The organism is Alkalibacillus haloalkaliphilus C5, assembly GCF_000269905.1.
Classification (GTDB): Bacteria; Bacillota; Bacilli; order Bacillales; family Alkalibacillaceae; genus Alkalibacillus; species Alkalibacillus haloalkaliphilus_A.
In genome coordinates, this window is record NZ_AKIF01000264.1 from 1 (window position 1) to 1411 (window position 1411).

Annotated in this window: 1 protein-coding gene and 1 pseudogene; both read left to right on the forward strand. The window is 40.9% G+C overall.

Features of this window, described 5'->3' with window-relative positions:
* On the forward strand, positions 1-627 hold a 627-nt coding region (locus A194_RS19030), incomplete at its 5' end, for a VTT domain-containing protein (RefSeq protein WP_017187832.1).
* 25 nt (positions 628-652) lie between these two features.
* Positions 653-1411 (forward strand): annotated as a pseudogene (locus A194_RS0116265) (helicase-exonuclease AddAB subunit AddB); the annotation flags it as partial.

The following is a 1411-nucleotide window of genomic DNA, read 5'->3' on the forward strand; positions in this document are numbered from 1 at the left end:
TTAGAAGAGCTACATGACCTTATATCAGATTCAGTTATAGGTGATTTCATCATTCAATTATTAGAGTTTTATGGGAGTTTCGGACCGCTACCTGGGATTCTTTTACCGTTTATTGAAGCGTTTATCCCAGTATTGCCTATAATCGTCTTTATATTAGCGAATTCGGTTGTATATGGACTCGTAATGGGCTTTTTATTTTCTTGGATGGGTAGTTTAGCCGGAGCGATTCTAGTCTTTATTTTAGTCCGTAAAAGTGAACGTTTTCGTTGGGTGAGGCGGATTAAATATCAACGCCATATTCAGAAGATCACGTCGTTTTTTGACCGTCGTGGATTTGGTCCGTTGTTCTTGTTGTTATGCTTTCCGTTTTCGCCATCAGCGTTGTTAAATGTCGTCGCTGCATTTACGAAGATGTCGATCCAACAAGTCATTTTAGCCCTCGCATTAGGTAAGGCAGTTATGATTTTCTCAGTATCATATGTCGGCGACAGTATTGCATCTTTTGCGCAGAATCCGGTTAGAACGATTATTCTTGGAGTGGCAATCGGCCTGTTTTGGTTGTTAGGTAAGTATATTGAGAAGCGAATGAAAGTCGATGTAGAACGAGAAGATGGAGAAGCGCTATAAAGCAATTAAAAAGGGGGGAGCGCATGTGGGATTACAGTTTATTTTAGGACGAGCTGGAGCGGAAATTGGCTCGTACTGTTTAGAAGAGATCGAACGTGAATTAAAGCAAGATCCAAAAGGAGATCCAATCTTTTATATCGTGCCAGACCAAATGGCGTTCCAACAAGAGTATGATTTACTACGAAAAAGTGATTTAGCAGGCTCGATTCGTGCTCAAGTGTTTAGCTTTTCGCGTTTAGCGTGGTATGTGTTCCAAGAAGTCGGTGGCGGAACAAAGCCGTTTATTACGTCAACGGGTATTCAAATGTTACTGCGTAAAATTGCGGAAGAGCATCAAGAGTCATTTGACGCGTTTCAAAAGGCGATGGATAAGCAAGGGTTTATCGATCAGCTTGAGACGATGATTACTGAATTAAAGCGTTATCGCGTTACACCTGAGACACTTCAACGTGTGCTTGCTGAGTTGAATCAGTTCGAACATTTAACGCCGAATGAAGTGGCGTTAAAACATAAATTAGAAGATTTATCGATGATTTATGAAAGATTAGATCAACAGTTAAAAGGGCATTACGTGGATAGTGAAGACCAACTCAATATGCTTGTTGAAAAGCTTGCTGAAACGAACGTGTTAAAAGACGCGACGATTTACATTGACGGGTTTCACCGTTTCACCCCACAAGAATATTACGTTATTGAATCATTAATGCGTTATGCAAAAGATGTGAAGATCGCGCTCGTCTATGACGGGCGTGGTCAAGGGTTAGGCGAGTTGGACTTGTTTTAT